At 55.4% G+C, this 18232-nt stretch carries 17 protein-coding genes; 5 read left to right on the forward strand and 12 right to left on the reverse strand.

Annotated elements, in window-relative coordinates; all coding sequences use genetic code 11:
• Nucleotide 1 precedes the first annotated feature (1 nt).
• Complete coding sequence (locus tag H7848_RS03900; RefSeq protein ID WP_208348146.1) at nt 2-484, reverse strand: flagellar basal body-associated FliL family protein; 483 nt, start codon at nt 482-484, stop codon at nt 2-4.
• A gap of 126 nt (nt 485-610) precedes the next feature.
• On the opposite strand from H7848_RS03900, the gene fliF reads away from it, so the two are divergent.
• The 4 genes from fliF to fliP are packed head-to-tail and all read left to right on the forward strand — an operon-like array spanning nt 611 to nt 3846.
• The gene (fliF, locus tag H7848_RS03905) at nt 611-2245 is read left to right on the forward strand and encodes a flagellar basal-body MS-ring/collar protein FliF (RefSeq protein WP_208348149.1); all 1635 of its coding nucleotides are present in this window, start codon (nt 611-613) and stop codon (nt 2243-2245) included.
• Nucleotides 2245-2856 (forward strand): FliH/SctL family protein, encoded by a 612-nt coding sequence (locus tag H7848_RS03910; RefSeq protein WP_208348153.1) that lies wholly within the window; start codon nt 2245-2247, stop codon nt 2854-2856. Before fliF ends, H7848_RS03910 begins: the two co-directional genes overlap by 1 nt.
• Nucleotides 2828-3121: a FliM/FliN family flagellar motor switch protein gene (locus tag H7848_RS03915; protein ID WP_208348156.1), complete on the forward strand. Its 294-nt coding sequence runs from the start codon at nt 2828-2830 to the stop codon at nt 3119-3121. Before H7848_RS03910 ends, H7848_RS03915 begins: the two co-directional genes overlap by 29 nt.
• Nucleotides 3118-3846: a flagellar type III secretion system pore protein FliP gene (gene fliP / locus H7848_RS03920; protein ID WP_208348158.1), complete on the forward strand. Its 729-nt coding sequence runs from the start codon at nt 3118-3120 to the stop codon at nt 3844-3846. Before H7848_RS03915 ends, fliP begins: the two co-directional genes overlap by 4 nt.
• A 37-nt stretch (nt 3847-3883) precedes the next feature.
• Here the strand turns inward: fliP and cobO are convergent, their stop codons facing one another.
• From cobO to H7848_RS03970, 10 genes are all read right to left on the reverse strand, one after another.
• Entirely contained in the window at nt 3884-4477 is a 594-nt protein-coding gene (gene cobO / locus H7848_RS03925) for a cob(I)yrinic acid a,c-diamide adenosyltransferase (RefSeq protein ID WP_237072563.1), read from the reverse strand.
• Between the two features lie 101 nt (nt 4478-4578).
• Nucleotides 4579-4764: a hypothetical protein gene (locus tag H7848_RS03930; RefSeq protein WP_208348162.1), complete on the reverse strand. Its 186-nt coding sequence runs from the start codon at nt 4762-4764 to the stop codon at nt 4579-4581.
• A gap of 60 nt (nt 4765-4824) precedes the next feature.
• Nucleotides 4825-5871, reverse strand: a complete 1047-nt coding sequence (queG, locus tag H7848_RS03935; protein WP_208348163.1) for a tRNA epoxyqueuosine(34) reductase QueG — start codon at nt 5869-5871, stop codon at nt 4825-4827.
• Nucleotides 5852-6517 carry an FtsZ-binding protein FzlA gene (gene fzlA, locus H7848_RS03940; RefSeq protein WP_208348164.1) on the reverse strand — a complete coding sequence of 222 codons (666 nt, stop codon included), beginning with the start codon at nt 6515-6517 and terminating at the stop codon, nt 5852-5854. Before fzlA ends, queG begins: the two co-directional genes overlap by 20 nt.
• Before the next feature lie 52 nt (nt 6518-6569).
• On the reverse strand, nt 6570-7337 hold the full coding sequence (mtgA, locus tag H7848_RS03945) for a monofunctional biosynthetic peptidoglycan transglycosylase (protein ID WP_419555490.1): 768 nt from the start codon (nt 7335-7337) through the stop codon (nt 6570-6572).
• A 41-nt stretch (nt 7338-7378) separates the two neighbouring features.
• Nucleotides 7379-11917, reverse strand: coding sequence for a glutamate synthase large subunit (gene gltB / locus H7848_RS03950; RefSeq protein WP_208348167.1), 4539 nt, complete (start codon nt 11915-11917; stop codon nt 7379-7381).
• 77 nt (nt 11918-11994) lie between these two features.
• On the reverse strand, nt 11995-12423 hold the full coding sequence (locus tag H7848_RS03955) for a GFA family protein (RefSeq protein ID WP_208348168.1): 429 nt from the start codon (nt 12421-12423) through the stop codon (nt 11995-11997).
• Between the two features lie 3 nt (nt 12424-12426).
• Entirely contained in the window at nt 12427-13122 is a 696-nt protein-coding gene (locus tag H7848_RS03960) for a hypothetical protein (protein WP_208348170.1), read from the reverse strand.
• Complete coding sequence (locus H7848_RS03965; protein WP_208348172.1) at nt 13119-13955, reverse strand: hypothetical protein; 837 nt, start codon at nt 13953-13955, stop codon at nt 13119-13121. The genes H7848_RS03960 and H7848_RS03965 overlap by 4 nt, the downstream gene beginning before the upstream one ends.
• A gap of 196 nt (nt 13956-14151) precedes the next feature.
• Complete coding sequence (locus tag H7848_RS03970; RefSeq protein ID WP_208348174.1) at nt 14152-15585, reverse strand: NAD(P)-dependent oxidoreductase; 1434 nt, start codon at nt 15583-15585, stop codon at nt 14152-14154.
• A gap of 215 nt (nt 15586-15800) precedes the next feature.
• Here H7848_RS03970 and H7848_RS03975 point away from each other — a divergent pair, with 215 nt between their 5' ends.
• On the forward strand, nt 15801-16604 hold the full coding sequence (locus H7848_RS03975) for an undecaprenyl-diphosphate phosphatase (RefSeq protein WP_208348177.1): 804 nt from the start codon (nt 15801-15803) through the stop codon (nt 16602-16604).
• On the opposite strand, the gene H7848_RS03980 is transcribed toward H7848_RS03975, so the two are convergent.
• Entirely contained in the window at nt 16601-18220 is a 1620-nt protein-coding gene (locus H7848_RS03980; protein WP_208348181.1) for a peptidoglycan-binding domain-containing protein, read from the reverse strand. The two genes, H7848_RS03975 and H7848_RS03980, sit on opposite strands and share 4 nt — an antisense overlap.
• Nucleotides 18221-18232: the final 12 nt, after the last annotated feature.

An 18232-nucleotide genomic window follows, 5' to 3' on the forward strand; every position in this document is an offset into this window, starting at 1 on the left:
CTTAGGTTAAGACGAATTCTATGATCAGCAGGTCTTTGACGTAGTCTTCGCCCACCACCATCTGCACACGACGCAACATTTGACCGCGCAGGCGAACCAACGCGCTTGGATCTTCGATTTCCGAAAGCTCGACGGCCCGCAGATAGCTGTTCAGAACATCGATCACGCGGGGCAAACGGGCTGCAACATCTTCCTCATGCCCTGCCTGCACCTCAAGCTGAGCCTGAAAACGCAGATGTGTTTTATCAGCGCCGCGTCCAAGCGAGATTAAAAGTGGATCCATCGGAACAAAGGCTACCTTGGGTAACGCACTCGTTTCCTTGGATACCATCTGTTTTTCTTGCGGTGCAGCCCCTAGAATCATGCCTGATTGCACGGCAAAAAAGCCACCGCCGCCGCCCACAAGCGCCAAGACAAGCCCCATAATCAACGGTAATTTCGAAGATTTCTTCTTCGGTTCGGTATCTTCCTGTTCCTCAGCCATTCTATGCCCCGGTTGATTTTGATGAATCCTCTATAAACCGCAGGAAGCTAACCGATTGTTAATAAGCATCCTCCATGAGTCGCTATCAGACGGGGGCAGAATGCCCAAACTTAAGGGAGTTTCGTCTTGCAGCAAATCCAAGCTGTCTGGAGAGGATTAGACAATCGACGTCGCATGGTGGTTGCCATTGCGACGGTTGCCATGTTTGTCACCGTTCTTGCGTTGTCGCGTGTGGCAACCAATCCGTCGATGTCTTTACTCTATTCAGGTCTTGAGACATCTGCATCCGGCGAAGTGATTACCGCGCTTGAAGCCCGTAGTGTCCCTTATGAAGTGCGTGGAGATGCAATTTATGTCGATAGCGCGCAGCGTGACATCCTTAGAATGTCGCTTGCAAGCGAGGGTCTTCCTGCAACGGGTGGGGCGGGCTACGAATTGCTTGATTCACTTTCGGGGTTCGGCACGACATCGCAGATGTTTGACGCTGCATATTGGCGCGCCAAGGAAGGCGAATTGGCCAGAACGATCATTGCCAGTCCCAATATCAAAAGCGCCCGGGTCCATATCTCCAGCCCCAGCGCGCAACCATTTGCACGAAATATCAATCCGACCGCCTCGGTCTGGGTGACATCATCCAACGGCACGATCAGCGCAGCACAGGCCAATGCGCTGCGGTTTCTAGTTTCGTCAGCGGTTGCCGGTCTGGCACCCGAGAATGTCTCGGTGATTGACGGGCAGGGAAATCTGATCGGAGCCCCCGACGAACCCAGTGCACCAAGCGGGTCGGATTTGGATCGGGCGGCGGCCCTGAAACAGAGCGTTGAACGCCTACTGGCCGCCCGTGTTGGCGCAGGAAACGCGATCGTTGAGGTTAGCCTTGAAACGGTGACAGACCGGGAATCGATTGTCGAACGTCGCTTTGATCCCGAAAGCCGGGTGGCAATCAGCACCGATACGGAAGAGCGGACCAACACCGCCAGCGGTCAATCAGGCGGGACCGTAACAGTGGCCTCAAACCTGCCGGACGGCGAGGCCAATGCGCAACAGGGCAGCAACTCCAGCCAGAACTCGGAAACCCGCGAACGCATTAATTATGAGGTCTCGGAAACACAGCGTGAGGTGCTGCGCGCGCCGGGTGCGATCAAGCGGCTGACCGTTGCGGTCCTTGTCGATGGCATTGCGCAAACCAGTGATACCGGTGAACAGGTTTTCCAGCCCCGCCCCGATGTCGAGCTTGAGGCCCTTCGCGAACTGGTCGCATCTGCTGTCGGCTTCAGTGAAGCGCGCGGCGACGTCATCACGATCAAATCCATGGCGTTTGAGCCCTTGGCCGAACTTGGAACCACTGCCCAGCAATCCATGCTGTCCGGCTTTAATCTGAACGTCATGACGTTGATTCAGTTGGTAGTTCTGGCTTTGGTCACACTGCTTTTGGGCCTTTTCGTGGTGCGGCCCATTCTGTTGGCCAGACCCGCACCGGCGGTACCCGAATTGGCGCCACCCTCACCTGCCTTTGATACCGAACCGCCGGGCTTACCTTCATTAGATGGTGAAATTGCAGGCGACGATGACATGCCCGTCATGTCCACCCCGCCCAGTTTCGACTTTCCGGTCGCCAACGACATGGGCAGCGATTTCGAACCCTTGCCAAATCTGAACAATGATCCCGTCGCCCGTCTGCGTAACCTGATCGATGAACGTCAGGATGAGACCGTCGAAATCCTTCGCAAATGGATGGAAGATGAAGAGGAGAAAGCCTGATGACGGCGCTTCTTGAGTTGGAAGATTTTGGCGTACCCGAACCACAGCCAAATGTGGTGTCCGAAACCGAATTGGAAGAAGCAAAGCTGGATGCTTTCGAAAATGGTTACAAAGCGGGATGGGCAGATGCGGAAAAAAGTGCCGACGATGCACGCACCCGCATAACGGCTGAGTTTGCACAAAATTTGCAGGATCTCAGCTTTACCTATCACGAGGCCCGCAGCCACATCCTGAAAACACTGGAACCCGTCTTTCGTGAGATGACCGCAGCTGTTCTGCCGAAAATCGCGCAAGACAGTCTTTTGCCGATGATCGTAGATCAGATCATGAAAGCGGCAAACGGTACGGTCGATGCCCCGATGCACATCGCGGTAGCAGAAGAAAATCTACCCCAGCTAGAATCCATGATCCCAGAAACGCAGCCTTTCCCACTAACGGTTTTTGCCGATGCCTCGCTCAGCGTCGGGCAGGCATTCATCCAGCACGGCAGCACGGCCCAACACATCGACATGGATCATACAACCCACAAAATTCGACAGCTGGTAGAAGATTTTTTCACGCTGTCACAAGAGGATACGCAAAATGACCGATCTCAACACCCAATCGCCTGAAGACCCATCCGCCAGCCCTTTCACTCAGGTCCCTATCGAAATCACGATCTCGGTCGGAACAGCGCGGCCGAAGGTCAAAGAGCTTTTGGATCTGTCGCCCAACTCGGTCCTGCCTTTGGACCGCGCCGTTGACGACCCGGTCGAATTGTTCATCGGTGACCGGCTGATCGCACGGGGTGTGCTTGAGGAGTTGGACGGCAAACGCGCCGGTCAACTTGCCGTTCGCTTAACCGAAGTCGCTGATATGAAAAACGGTTTGGAATGACACGACTTCTGCCCATTGTCCTGCTGATGGCGCTCGCCCTGGCGGCGCCCGCTTCGGCACAGGATATCTCAATCTCGCTCGGCGACGATGGCTCTCTTTCTGGGCGGGCGATCCAGCTTTTTGCGTTGATCACCGTGCTTAGCCTGGTGCCAGGCTTGGCGATCATGATCACCTGTTTTCCGTTTATGGTCACGGTCTTGGCCATTCTGCGGCAGGCGATCGGGCTGCAGCAATCCCCACCAAACATGCTGATCGTCAGTCTGGCCCTGTTTCTAACTTACTTCGTGATGGAGCCCGTCTTCATGGAGGCTTACGTCAACGGGATCGAACCTTTGACCAATCAGGAAATCGAGATCGAGGAAGCCTTTATAAGAACCATGGAGCCGTTTCGCGTCTTCATGGCGGCGCGTGTCGACCCTGATATCTATGCAACCTTCGCCGACCTAAGGCCGCAATCCGACCCAACGCTTAGCGAAGAATCGCCCTTGTCGCTGATGGTACCGTCGTTCCTGTTGTCTGAAATCGAACGCGCGTTCAAAATCGGGTTCCTGATTTTCCTGCCATTCCTGATCATCGATCTAGTTGTCGCGGCCGTACTGATGTCGATGGGTATGATGATGGTGCCGCCCGCGATCGTGTCGTTGCCATTCAAACTGGCGTTCTTTGTCGTCGCAGACGGTTGGAGCCTGATTGCAGGCAGTCTGGTTCGAAGTTACTTCAGCTAACGATCGGCAGATCGGCAGATATGCTGGTCTGCCGATATCAGAAATCCACACCGCGTTGCGCTTTGATACCAACCTGAAACGGGTGTTTGACTTCACGCATCTCACTGACAAGATCAGCGTAATCGCAAAGTTCAGACTTGGCATCACGCCCCGTCAGGATCACACTTGTCCGATCCGAACGCTGTTTCAATCCATCCAAAACAGCTTGCACATCCAGATAGTCATACCGCAGGGCGATATTGATTTCATCCAGAACGATCAGGTCAAAATCACCACTTTCCATCATCTGGATGGCATGATCAAAGGCTGCCACGGCCGCTTTGGTATCCTGATCCTTGTCCTGGGTATCCCACGTAAAACCATCGCCCATCGTAAGCCAGGTTAATTCATCCGGGAACTTCTTGAAAAACTGACGCTCGCCCGTGATCCACTTGCCCTTGATGAATTGAACAACAGCCACTTTTTGCCCCCAGCCCAGCGCCCGCGCAATCACACCAAACGCCGAACTGGACTTGCCTTTGCCATTGCCCGTGTGCACCAGAACCAGACCCCGACCGGGATCGACAGCCTCGGACGTTTTCTTTTTCTGCGCGGCCTGCAGCTTTTGCATTTTTTCTTTGTGGGTATCCATCATATGCCCTTTCTTTCGGCACAAGATGGCATGGCGATCCGAAATAACAACATTAAAAAGGCCGCCCAGGCGGACGGCCAATCACAGCTATCGCGCTATATTCAGGCTAGTTCACCCCGTGCGATCCGAAGATATTTTTGCACGTGTAACTGCTGTCGTGTCCGCGGGCGTTGGCGCAGTTTTCGTACAATGGATGATGTCGCCTTGCGACGCTCAAGCTTAAGAAACTGCTGCACACGAAGCGTGTCATTGCCGCCGTGGTCCTGATCCAGAATATGCTTGGCCATGCTGTCTCCTCCCAAAGTGATGCGATTTATATAACATACAACCACCAGGTTTTTTAGACCTCATATCGCTGAAAGCTGTTCGACGGCCCATCGGGCTGCATCAGAAACAGCCGGGTCAGGATCATTCAACAGCTTCTTTGCAGCAGGCAGCAAGGACACATCGCCAGAGTTTCCAATGGCATACAAGATATTGCGCACAAAACGATCCCGGCCGATCCGCTTGATGGGGGATCCCGAAAAAAGCGCCCGAAAACCAGCATCGTCCAGAACCACCAACTCCGCCAAGCGCGGCGACAGCAAATCGGGGCGGGCCTTGTACTTGATTTCCTGCGACGTCACCGCGAACTTGTTCCAGGGGCAAATCGCCAGACAATCGTCGCAGCCATATATCCGGTTGCCCAGCAAAGGGCGCAGCTGCGGATCGACAGGCCCTTTATGTTCAATGGTCAGATAAGAAATGCAACGTCGCGCATCCAACTGAAACGGTGCGGGGAAGGCATTCGTTGGACAAATATCCAGACAGGCCGTGCAGCTGCCGCAGTTTTCAACGCCCGCTGTATCAACCGGAAAATCGATCGTCGTGAAAATCGCCCCCAGAAAAAACCAGTTCCCCAGATCACGGCTCAGCAAATTCGTATGCTTCCCCTGCCATCCCAAACCAGCGGCCTGCGCAAGTGGTTTTTCCATCACAGGCGCGGTATCGACAAAAACTTTGATCTGACCGTCTGCCTGATCCAACAGCCAGCGTCCCACGCGTTTCAAACGCTTTTTGACAACGTCATGATAGTCGCGATTTTGCGCATAAACGCTGATGGCGGCACGATCTTTCTGCTGCAGCACCTCAAGCGGATCATGGTCAGGCGTGTAAGGTTCTGCCAGCATAATGACTGACCGTGCCTCGGGCCACAGCGCCGCCGGGCTGCCACGCCAATGCATACGCTCCGCCATCCAGGTCATCTGACCATGCCGACCCTGTGCAACAAAGTCATCCAACCTGTTTGCGATGTCAGGTACCGCGTCAGGGCGGCAAATGCCCAGTTTTGCAAAACCAGCCTGATTTGCAAAATCAATCAGTCGCGTCTTCAGATCAGAAGTCGAGGTCGGCATAATGCGACGGAGGAGGAAAGCCCGCGATGTGATCGGCCAGAAGACCACGGAAAGCCGGCCGCGATTTGATCTTGGCGTACCAATCGCGCACATTTTCAGACCGGTTCCAGTCCACATCCGAAATATAATCCAACGACGACAAATGTGCCGCCGCCGCAAAATCCGCCAGCGTCATCGCATTGCCAGCCAGCCAGCGCCGCTGATCCAACAGCCAGGACATATAATCAAGGTGATATTTGATGGCCTTGGCACCTTCCTTTACGTTCTTGCTGTCAGGATAACCCTGCTTGGTGATCTTTTTATTCACACGCTCATAAAGCAGCTTGCTGGTGACTTCTTGATGAAACTTATCATCAAACCAGGCAACCAGTCTGCGGACTTCATACTTGTCTTCCGGCTTTCGCGGGAAAAGCGGCGGGTCGGGATACAAATCTTCTATCAATTCGCAGATGGCGCCGCTTTCGGGCATCATGCGTCCGTTCATCTTTAAGATCGGCACCTTACCCGCAGGATTACGGCGCATAAATTCTGGGTCTTGCTCCCAATATCGCTCTTCGACCAGTTCGACTTCGATCTTCTTTTCAGCCAAACATAGGCGAACTTTCCGACAAAAGGGGGAAAGCGGTACGTGAAAAAGGCGGTTCATTTGTATTCTGCTCGGTCTGTTTTGATCTCAATGCCTTGGAATTGCCACATTTTCAACCTTGGAAGCAATCCGCACGCCCATCAGCGCGGATCGCGGCCGCTCCGCTGACAATCTGAGAGGTTCTTTGCTGCACAAACCCTGACGGACGAGAGGCCGAACGACGTTTGGGGCTGGGCAGAATCGCTGCCAGACGTGCGGCCTGTGTTGCAGAAAGCTGATCAGCATCGACCCCAAAATAATGACGTGCCGCCGCCTGAACGCCAAAGACACCTTCGTCGAATTCCGCGACATTCAGATAGACCTCGACGATCCGTTGTTTGGACCACATTGCCTCAACCACCGGAGTCAACAGCGCCTCTAGCCCCTTTCGGGTCCAACTGCGATCATGCCACAAAAAGACATTTTTGACGACCTGCTGGCTGATGGTCGAGGCCCCGCGGCGACCGCCTTCTGCAATTACGTCGCGGATCGCATCGACATCAAATCCCCAATGCAAACAGTAATTTGCATCCTCAGCCGCTACAACCGATCGCGCCATGACCGGCGATATACGCTCAATCGGAACCCATTCGTGTTTCAGGTTTCCCAATCGCTGAGCTTCTTCGTTCATATAGATAGTCGACGGTGGGTCAACAAAGCTGAACAAGCCAACGACGGCCAAAACAAGCAATACAGCATAAAACGTTACCTGCCAGGTCAGACGCCAAAGCCATAGAATAGGGCGCAATAAAAGCGGCGTGCTGTTGTAACCCGCTTTTGTCCGTCTTCCGCCCCGCGATTTGCGCTTGGGTCTAAGTGTTGTCAAGTCTGTCATCGCCATAGTCCTATGGCTTTAAACAAAACCGTCAAGAATACATTCGTCTATTCGGCAGGAACCGCCCCCAACTCTTGCGACAAAGGCACAGTTAGGTGGACCAGCATCTCTTTCGGGCAAACCTGCAGGAAGTTGTCCTTTTCGATATCCCAGTTCTGCAGAATATCTTTTGCCTTCATACTGCCAGTTTCATCAGCATGGCGCTCGATCAACTCTTTCAGCTGCATTTCCCAGTGTTCCATGGTGACAGGACAGATCACAAGCGTTTCCATGTTCATCATGTCCGGCGCCTTGCCATCGGGATCGTACAGATAGGCCATACCACCCGTCATCCCGGCCCCGAAGTTCGCCCCGATGCTGCCAAGGATCACCGCGACACCACCCGTCATGTATTCACACCCACAGGCACCGCAGCCCTCAATCACGACCTTGGCGCCTGAATTCCGCACGGCAAAACGTTCGCCCGCGCGACCGGCTGCAAACAGATACCCATCGGTTGCACCATAAAGCACCGTGTTGCCGATGATCGTATTCTCATCCGCTTTCAGCGGGCTAGACATCGACGGGCGCACCACAATCGTGCCCCCCGACAGACCCTTGCCGACATAGTCGTTAGCGTCGCCCACGACCTCCAACTTCAGGCCAGGTGCTGCAAAGGCCCCAAGCGACTGCCCGGCCGAGCCGTTCAGTTTAACCGTCAGGTGATCGGGCTGCAGCGCATTACGCATCCCAAAGTTCTTGACGATATGGCTTGAGGTGCGCGTGCCGATGGTCCGCAGCGTGTTCTGCACCGCATACTGCAGCTGCATCTTTTCGCCATCGTTCAGGAACCGCGCCGCATCCTTCACGATTTCAGCGTCCAGCGTATCGGGTACCTCATTACGTGGCTTGACCATGTCATAAACCACATCTTTGGCCCCATTGATGGTGATCAATAGCGGGTTCAGATCCAGATCATCCAGATGTGCCGATCCTCGACTGACCTGAGACAGCAGATCCGCCCGCCCGATCACCTCATCCAGCGACCGCGCACCGATACTGGCCAAAATCTCACGTACCTCCTGCGCATAGAATGTGATCAGATTCACTACTTTATCTGCATTGCCTGTGAACTTGGCGCGCAGGCTTTCATCCTGCGTACAGACACCCACAGGGCAGGTGTTTGACTGACACTGACGCACCATAATGCAGCCCATCGCGATCAGGGCGGCGGTGCCGATGCCGTATTCCTCGGCCCCCATCATCGCAGCCATCACAATGTCACGACCCGTGCGCAACCCACCGTCGGTGCGCAGGGTCACACGACCCCTCAGGTTGTTCATACTAAGCACCTGATGCGCCTCGGTCAGGCCCATTTCCCATGGCAACCCGGCGTATTTGATCGAGGTCGCAGGCGACGCGCCCGTCCCGCCATTATGGCCAGAAATCAGGATCACATCCGCCTTGGCCTTCGCCACACCGGCAGCAATCGTGCCCACGCCACTGGCGGCGACCAGCTTGACCGTCACCTTACAGCGCGGGTTGATCTGTTTCAGATCATAGATCAGCTGCGCCAGATCCTCGATCGAGTAGATGTCATGGTGCGGTGGCGGGCTGATCAGCGTCACACCCTTGGTCGAATGCCGCAATCGCGCGATCAGATCGGTGACTTTCATCCCCGGTAATTGACCGCCCTCGCCGGGTTTGGCACCCTGGGCCACCTTGATCTCAAGCTCTTCACAGTGGTTCAGATACTCGGCCGTCACACCGAACCGGCCACTGGCAACCTGCTTGATCTTCGCACTGGGATTGTCACCGTTGGGCTCCGGCACGAAATGCGCCGGATCTTCCCCGCCTTCTCCACTGTCGGACTTGGCGCCGATTCGGTTCATCGCAACATTCAACGTCTTATGTGCCTCGGGCGACAACGCACCCAGCGACATCCCCGGCGTCACAAAACGCTTGCGGATCGATGTAATGCTTTCCACCTCTTCAATCGGAATAGCGTTCGCCAGCGGTTTGATATCCAATAGATCACGCAGATGAATGGGCGGGTTCGACCGCATCTTGGCCGAATACTGCTTCCAAAGCTCATAACTTGCCCGATTACAGGCCGCCTGCATCATATGCATTGTTTGCGCTTCCCAGGCGTGTTTTTCGCCCGTACGACGCGCCTTGTAGAACCCGCCGATAGGCAGCACATCCGCGCCACCGCGCCAGCCTTTGGCGTGCACGTCTTCCAGTTTGCGCTGAATGCCAGCCGTTCCGATCCCCGAAATCCGCGACTGCATACCGGGGAAATATTCCGCGACCATCGCACGGCTTAGACCCACGGCTTCGAAATTCAGCCCCCCGCGATAGGACGACACAACCGAAATCCCCATCTTGGCCATGATTTTCAGCAGGCCCTGATCAATCGCATGGCGATAGCGCTGCATCGCCTCGGTCAGAGAACAATCCAACAAACCGCGTTCAATCCGGTCCGCAATAGAATCTTCGGCCAGATAGGCATTTACCACAGTCGCCCCACACCCGATCAGCACCGCAAAGTAATGCGGATCAATGCACTCGGCCGACCGCACATTAATGCTGCAGAACGTCCGCAAACCCTTGCGTGTCAACCAGGAATGCACGGCTGATGTCGCCAGGATCATCGGCATTGCTACACGATTTTCGCCCTGATGCTGATCCGTCAGAGTGACGTGCCCGGCACCAGACCTGACCGCATCTTCAGCCTCGGCCCGGATACGCGCCAAACCTTTGCGCAGCGCCTCAGGCCCTTCATCAGCGCCAAAGGTACAGTCAATTTCGACCATCGGCGCGTTGAAACTGGCCGTCAGTTCATCAAATTGCGCGTTGGCCACAAAAGGGCTGTCCAGAACCAGAATTTCGGTCTGGCTGCTGTCTTCGTCCAGCACATTTTTCAGGTTTCCGAACCGTGTCTTCAGGCTCATCACCCGGTATTCGCGCAGGCTGTCGATCGGCGGGTTTGTGACCTGGCTAAAGTTCTGGCGGAAGAAATGGCTCAGCGGGCGGTACTTTTCCGACAGCACGGCCGAGGGCGTGTCATCGCCCATGGACGCCAGCGCCTCTTTCGCGTCCTCGGCCATGGGGGCCAGGATTTGTTCAAGCTCTTCAATGGTATAGCCCGCCGCGATCTGACGCTTGCGCAGCTCACCCCCCGTAAACATCGGCCGTTCGGTCACCGCGGCCAGCTTGTCGTCCAATTCATTGATCTTGCCGACCCAGTCGCCAAAGGGCAGGGCACGCGCCAATTTGTCCTTGATTTCGCTGTCGTGGAACAACAGGCCCTTTTTCATGTCAACGGCGATCAGCTGGCCGGGCCCAAGCGCGCCTTTTTCGACGACAATCGCATCGTCCACGGGCACCATCCCGGCCTCGGACCCGGCAATCATCAGCCCATCGCCCGTCACCACATAGCGCATCGGGCGCAAACCGTTCCGATCCAAGCCGGCGCAAACCCAACGCCCATCGGTCATGGCCAGCGCCGCGGGGCCGTCCCAGGGCTCCATCACGCTGTTGCAGTAGGAATACATGTCCCGCCAGGCCTGCGGCAGCTCCACCGCCTGCTTCGACCAGCTTTCCGGCACCAGCATTGTTTTCGCCATGGGGGCCGAGCGCCCCGCGCGCACCAGAACCTCAAAGACCGAATCCAGCGCCGCCGAGTCCGACGACCCCTGCGCCACAATCGGTTTGATGTCTTCGGCCATGTCCCCGAAATAGCTGGAGGCCATGCGGATTTCGTGGCTTTTCATCCAGTTCAGGTTGCCCTTCAGCGTATTAATCTCACCATTGTGGGCCAGCATCCGGAACGGCTGCGCCAGCCACCACTGCGGGAAAGTGTTCGTCGAATACCGCTGGTGATAGATCGCAAAGGCGCTCTCAAAGCGGTCATCTTTCAGATCGGGGTAAAACTCGGCCACATCCTGCGCCAGCATCATGCCCTTGTAGATCATCGACCGGCAGGACAGGGAACAGATATAAAGTTCGCGCACACCTGCAGCGGCGGCGGCTTTTTCGATCCGGCGGCGGATCACATAAAGCTCTCGCTCGAATGTTTCCTCATCAACCCCTTTCGAGTTATTTATGATGATCTGTTCGATCTCGGGCCGCGTGGCATTGGCCTTGTCGCCCAGAACACTGACATCCACAGGCACATGCCGCCAGCCATAGATGTAATACCCCATGCGCAGCACTTCGGCCTCGACAATCGTGCGGCAGGTTTCTTGCGCGCCGAAATCCGTGCGGGGCAGAAAGACCTGACCGACGGCAATCAGGTTGTTCATATCGGGTTCATGGCCCGTGCGGCGGATCTGATCGTAGAAGAACTCAACAGGGATCTGCACATGAATGCCCGCACCGTCACCAGTTTTGCCATCCGCATCCACAGCCCCGCGGTGCCACACAGCCTTCAGCGCAGTGATCCCGTTTTCCACGACCTTACGACTTGGCTTGCCATCGACCGACACAACCAGCCCAACGCCACAAGACGAATGTTCGTCCGCCTCGGCATAAAGCCCGTTTTCAGCCAACCACTTGCGCTTCGCTTCCTCAGCCGCAGCCCAGTTTGCATCATATTTGGTCATGGCATTCTTCCTTCTTTCCAACCGCCGCACTAAGGGTGCAGCGGGAACCTTTTATCTGTTCAAACAAACCGCTTCGATCACGCACTGCCCCCGACCATCGCCAGAACGTCAGCTTCGGTCATCCGTTTGCGGTCACCCGCAAATTCATGTGCGCCCTGTTTCTGGTCGATGTAGACTTCGACGTTGAATTCCAGCCCCTCGAGGCCGTCCAAAGTCCCAGCCGACAGGCTTAGCATGCCCTGCATCGGACCAGGCGCCGTCAAGCGCCAAAACAGGCTGGATCCGCAGATTTTGCAGAACCCTCGCTCGGCCCATTCTGACGACTGATAGGTCTGGATCGCCTCTTCGCCCGTCCAGGTCACACCGCCCGGCATGACCTGCAGGCCCAATTCAATCCCGCCCGAAAACTTGCGGCACATTCCGCAGTGGCAGGCACCATAACTGGTCGGCTCGTTCGCCAGCTCATACCGGACCGCGCCACACAAACATCCACCTGTCTTTGTCATGACCTAATCCCCCTGCGGAATGTAGTGCGACATCAGGGCATCGCAGTCGTACCGCGGCCGCGTTGCGAAAAACCCGGGTTCGCCGGGGCGAATAAACTCAACCGGAGTGTGATCCGTACGGTCGCTGCCATCGGCGTTCTGGGACGTGCCAAACAGAAAGATACGCTCTTCTGGGTGAACATACTGCCGACCACCGCGGGTCTGAATGACATCGCCATTGGGTAACGAAACCGAATAGGAATATTCCGTGTTCAGCAACCTCTCGCCATCGATCACCGTCTCTTCACCGGTCAGACGATCATAGCCAACATACCGCAGGGGCTGGCGCGTGGCATCGCCCTTGATCGATTTGACAAAATCATAGGTGTCGTAGCTCGTCTCAAACAGCTCGGCCAGCGACGCCGGATCAGGCGCAGGGTTTTGCATCAGTTCCGTAGCGGCCGGATTGACATAATACGTCTCAAGCCACTGAAATTCGCTATCCACGCGCCGCACGCGACGGGGCCCATCCGACGTAAACAAGGCCATCCACTTATCGCCGGGGCTGTCGGCCTCACATGTCCAGATGTTATTCATCAGACACCCGCGATACTGAATGGTCAGATGCGCATCACAGCCAGCAGGCGGAGTGAATTGCTGCGCTGAAACCGGTACAAATGGCACAAAAGCCAAGGTCAGAAACCAGAAGAGTTTTTTCATTGATCACCTGTTATAAATGAAGCGCCCGTCGGTGCCGGGCCAAGCGTGGGTATGGCCGTCATAACACGGGGTTTGGCACCAGCCGAAACAAACTCTGCAACGTGTCGAAAAGGCGCATGATCCGGCTGATCAAGCCCCGACATCAGCGCGTCACACCCATAGCGGGGCGTGGCCTGGTCAAAGCCCGGTTCGCCTGGAAAAATCAGATCGATGGGCCGATCAAACAGCATCTCGCCACTGCCCTGATCCACCCATGACCATGACAGGAACAACCCGTATTCCGGCCAAAGCAACTGAACCGCATCATAATGCGCGTAAATTGCGCCCGAGGCATCGTAGAAATCGCTCAAATGAGTCACCTCAAGCATCTGTACACCGTCGATAATACGCGATTGGCCCGTCAGCTCATTGGCACCGATCCAACGGACCGCGTGCCGCTGATCGCCCATCACATCATAAAGCGGATCATCAAAACGATAGATGCCATCACGCTGCAGGATCGACAGGCTATCGTTGCCCACAACATTGTTCGGCACCTCAAACCGGCGGGCATGTCCGACAAAATCGACCAGCACCCAGTTAAAATGGCTATCAATGACCATGTGCTGGATCAGACCGTCAGCGGTATGGGTATGGATGTGGCGATGGCCTTCGGGGTCGCCTTCGCAGGTGAAGTAATGCTTTACCCGGCATACCTGCTGCTGAACGGTCAGAAAGCCCTGGCATCCAGCGGGCACATCAAAAGACTGCGTCGCGGCGGGCGATGCCAGACCCATCATGATCCCCAGTGAAATACCAAACAACCGCATCAGCTTTTGTTCTTTCCTTAACATTTCGTTCAGACAGCAGTCCTGTCCTATTCATCTTTCTGACCGTCCGGGTAAGACTTATTGTGAAAGCCTAAATTCCGTACGTTTTAGCCGCCATTCACCCCGAAACCCGCTGTTTTGTACGTTTTGATTTGTACAAAAGGCACCTATGAAACGTACGAATTGTAACAAATCTGGCGGCTTTCGCGGCGAAGGATTTCTATTCTGCGGCGATGGACCTTGTGCCGTTAATATAATTCATAATGGCGTCAGCCGCCTCGCGCCCGTCGCGGATGGCCCAGACCACCAGACTTGCGCCCCGCACGATATCGCCCACAGCATAGACGCCGGGCAGGTTTGTGGCATGGGTCTGAAAATCGGCCTTGATCGTGCCCCAACGCGTCACCTCAAGTTCGGGGACATTCCAAAGCGCTGGTAGCTCTTCGGGTTCGAACCCAAGGGCCTTGATGACCAGGTCCGCCTCCTCAACATAATCAGACCCTTCAATGATTTCAGGGGCTTGGCGACCTGTTGCATCGGGCGAGCCCAGGCGCATCTTTTGCACCATGACACCATCGACGGTATCACCGGTGAAGCCTTTGGGCGCGCTTAGCCAGACGAATTCGACGCCCTCTTCTTCGGCATTATTCACCTCGCGCTGCGATCCCGGCATGTTCGTTTTATCACGGCGGTACAAGCACTTAACGCTTTTTGCACCCTGCCGGACCGACGTGCGCACACAGTCCATCGCCGTATCCCCGCCGCCGATCACAACGACGCGCTTGCCTTCTGCATTCAACTCGCCGCTGTCAAACTCTGGCACATCATCGCCAAAGCTTTTGCGATTGCTGGCGGTCAGAAAATCTATAGCGCGAACAATACCTTGCGCCCCGACACCAGGGGCCTGCAGATCACGGGACTTATAGACGCCCGTCGCGATCAGCACCGCATTATGTTTGCTGCGAATATCCTCAAAGCTGATGTCATCGCCAACATTGCAGTTCAGCACGAATTCAACACCGCCCTGTTCAAGCTGGTCGATGCGTTTCATCACGACATCTTTTTCCAGCTTAAAACCGGGGATGCCATAGGTCATCAGACCGCCCGCGCGGTCATAACGATCATAAACAACCACCTGAAATCCCTTGCGGCGCAGCACATCGGCTGCCGCCAAACCACCCGGCCCCGCGCCGATTATGCCAACAGATTCAGGGCGTTCCTGGTGCGGCTGTATTGGCTTGACCCATCCCTGTTCCCAGGCGGTGTCGGTGATATATTTCTCAACGCTGCCAATGGTGACGGTGCCGTGGCCCGATTGTTCGATCACGCAATTGCCTTCGCACAACCGGTCCTGAGGGCAGATGCGCCCGCAAATCTCAGGGAAAGTATTGGTGGCCTGGCTGAGCTCATAGGCCTCTTGCAACCGACCTTCAGCCGTCAGACGCAGCCAGTCGGGAATGTTGTTGTGCAACGGACAATGCGTCTGGCAATAGGGCACACCACACTGACTGCAGCGCCCGGCCTGCTCAGCCGCTTTTTCCCGCGCATATTCACCATAAATCTCGTCAAAATCCTGCTTGCGCAGATCAGGTGGACGCTTTTCAGGCATTTCGCGCTCAACATCCACGAATTTCAACATCTTCTGCTGCGCCACAACATCCTCCGCTTTTTGGCAGTAAAGACTGTTTACGGAAGATCAGATTAAAATAAAAGTAAATTATACTGACCTAAATGAAGAATTTTTCAGTCAAGATGAACTTTCTTTAGGCCTCATATGTATATTTAGGTCAGTATATATGATACATATTTTATCTTTTCTTTTTATATCAATAACTTATTATTCATCAAAAGAAACCAAATGGCAAGTTGATGTCGCTTTTTCATATTTTTTTAGTTGCGATTATTCAGGGTCTTACTGAATTTTTGCCCATTTCATCGTCGGGCCACCTGATTCTTTTGCCGAATCTGACCGGGCTTGAGGATCAGGGACAGACAATCGATGCCGCAGTCCACATTGGCACATTATTCGCAGTTATACTGTATTTCTGGCGCGATGTAAAAGTCGCGATCGGTGGTCTGCCGCGGCTTGTGCGGGGTCGTGCCGATACGCCGGGCGCGAAGCTGGCGTTTTTGTTGTTGATCGCCACGATCCCGGTGATCATCTTCGGCTTTATCCTGCATATCGCGGATTTGACAGATATGCTGCGATCGACGGCGGTGATTGGTTGGACGATGCTGGTGTTCGGCATCATCCTGTATTGGGCCGATCAAAAAGGCCCCACAACAAAGATAGCCCAGGACTGGTCACTGAAAGACGCTGTCATCATGGGGCTGTGGCAGGCGATTGCTTTGATCCCGGGCACGTCTCGTTCTGGTGCGACCATTACAGGTGCGCGGGCCTTGGGGTACAATCGCGAAGACGCAGCACGGATCGCTATGCTAATGTCGATCCCGACGATCATTGCCAGCGGCGTTCTGCTTAGCATCGACGTCATTCGCGATGCAAACGCGGCATTGGCCCTGGATAGCGTTATTGCCGCCGTCTTTGCCTTTCTATCCGCGCTGCTTGCCCTTAGCTTGATGATGCGGCTTTTGCGCAGTGTCAGCTTCACACCCTATGTGATTTACCGCGTCATCCTTGGCATCATACTGCTTTACATCGCCTACGCCTAACGCCCGCCCAACAACTGAACAGCCGTATCCTGTGAGATATAGCCAGTGACCGGCAGGTTGCGGTTGCGCTGAAAATCACGGATGGCACGACGCGTTTTGTCGGTGAATTCCCCGTCAATACGCCCCGGATCAGTACCGTTGGCGGCCAGCGCCTGCTCGGCCAACAGTCTGGCGATCTGACCGCGGACGATATTGCGCTCCTCTTGCCAGGCGCGATCAACTTCGGCCTCATTGCGACTGCCCTGTTCCAATTCTGTGATCGCAGCCTGCGCCGCAGGAACAAACAGCCCATCAGGATAACGCCGCAGATAATCGCGGTAGGCATCAATCGTATTGCGCTCTTTCACCTCATCCCAGAATTCACGCTCGGCAACCTCGGCCGTGGCACGCTTTTCGGCCTCGTATTCTTCCAGTTGCTCTTTGGCCTCGTCCGAAAACAGACCGTCAGGATAGCGTTCAAGATAGGCGCGCAGGTCTTCCTCGTCCCCGCTGTCGCCTGTTTCCTGCCAGTAAGCGCGATCTTCACGTTCCTGTTCTTCCCTACGGACGCGGGCCTCTTCCTCAAGCACCGCAGCGCGGGCTCGGGCCTGTTCCCGCAAGGCGACGATCTGTGGGCGAGAGATAAATCCAGTATCTTCATACCCATTCTCGCGTTGCCAGGCGGTCAAAGCACCCCGCGTCCCGGGCCCGAAAATTCCATCGATGCCGCGGGTGTTGTACTCAAGCAGAGTCAAATCGCGCTGGATCTGACGGCGATCATCCCGCGAAAGTTCCAGATCGTCTTCAGTTTCACGCGCAGCGCGTTCGGGTTCATCCCGAAGTGCGATGATCTGACGGTTCGCGTCATCCGCATATTGCCCCCTGGGATAAGCCCGCAGATACGCGCGATATCCATCCTGGGTATCCAGATCCTGGATCGCGCGCCAATATCCCTGCTCAACCGAACCTGTCGCATCACCATCGCTTTGCTCGGCACCAGAAAAATTACCGCTGCTGCCCAGAAACCCGCGGAAGGAAACACCACGCGGCGAAGTGACCGCCATGTCGCGATAGCTGCGCCCCTCAAGCAAAGTCTCAAGCACCGAATTCAGCCCACGCATATCACCATCCGCAATGGCAATGCCTTGGGGTACATCTTCGATCCCTTGATACGCGCCCACCAACCCCGGCCCGGTCGGCGCATCATCCGATGGCGACAGCATAAAGACAGCGCGTCCCGGATTGTCGGACATGACCCGCAGCAAAGGTGTAATGGGCAAAGCATCCCGGCCCAGACTGAAGGCCGATAGTTCATCCGCGGCAACACCCAAAAGATAGGGCCGATCATCACGCATCACGACATGACCGGCCAGCAAAACAAAGATACGATCAGGGCTGCCCTCGTTCACCTCGGTCAGCCATTCACCCGCCAGATTTTGCATCTGTTCCGCTGTCATATCGCGGCCATCAAAGACCTGAAAGCCGTCTTCCTGCAGTATCGCCACGGTGTCCCGCACCCGCGAGGCGTCTGAAACGCGCGGCGCCTCGTCATAACTTCTGTTCCCAATCACCAGTGCAATATCTGACACCGCAGGGGTCGCTATGACAGTTAACAGAAATGCATAAAACAGCTTCATGGGAACTCCTAA

The organism is Pseudaestuariivita rosea, assembly GCF_017592335.1.
In the GTDB taxonomy this organism is placed as follows: Bacteria; Pseudomonadota; Alphaproteobacteria; order Rhodobacterales; family Rhodobacteraceae; genus Parasulfitobacter; species Parasulfitobacter rosea.